Annotated in this window: 1 protein-coding gene; it reads right to left on the bottom strand. The window is 54.8% G+C overall.

Annotated features, from left to right (window positions below):
• The coding region (locus tag G9F75_RS19910; protein WP_167409352.1) for a condensation domain-containing protein at positions 1-208 on the bottom strand (208 nt) is incomplete at both ends.

The raw sequence follows: 208 nt of genomic DNA, 5'->3' as shown, positions 1-208 counted from the left end.
AAATAATATGATGCATATCCGTTAATAAAAGATGACGTTCATCCGATTCTTTCACGAGGGCCGCACGGAAGAGCGGCCCTTCCTCCAGACAAAACGGCCGGACGAATGCGTCAGCTGACTCGGCCTCATCCAGCTGAAACGGCACGCTGTCATGGATGCGCTGCACCGGTTCGCCGTCAGGCCCCGTTTCAAAGGACGTTCTGAGCGA

It is taken from the genome of Bacillus sp. EKM208B, from assembly GCF_011800725.1.
Taxonomy (GTDB): Bacteria; Bacillota; Bacilli; order Bacillales; family Bacillaceae; genus Bacillus; species Bacillus velezensis.
Note: the sequence above shows the minus strand (reverse complement) of the source record. Positions and strands in the feature narration are given on the sequence as shown.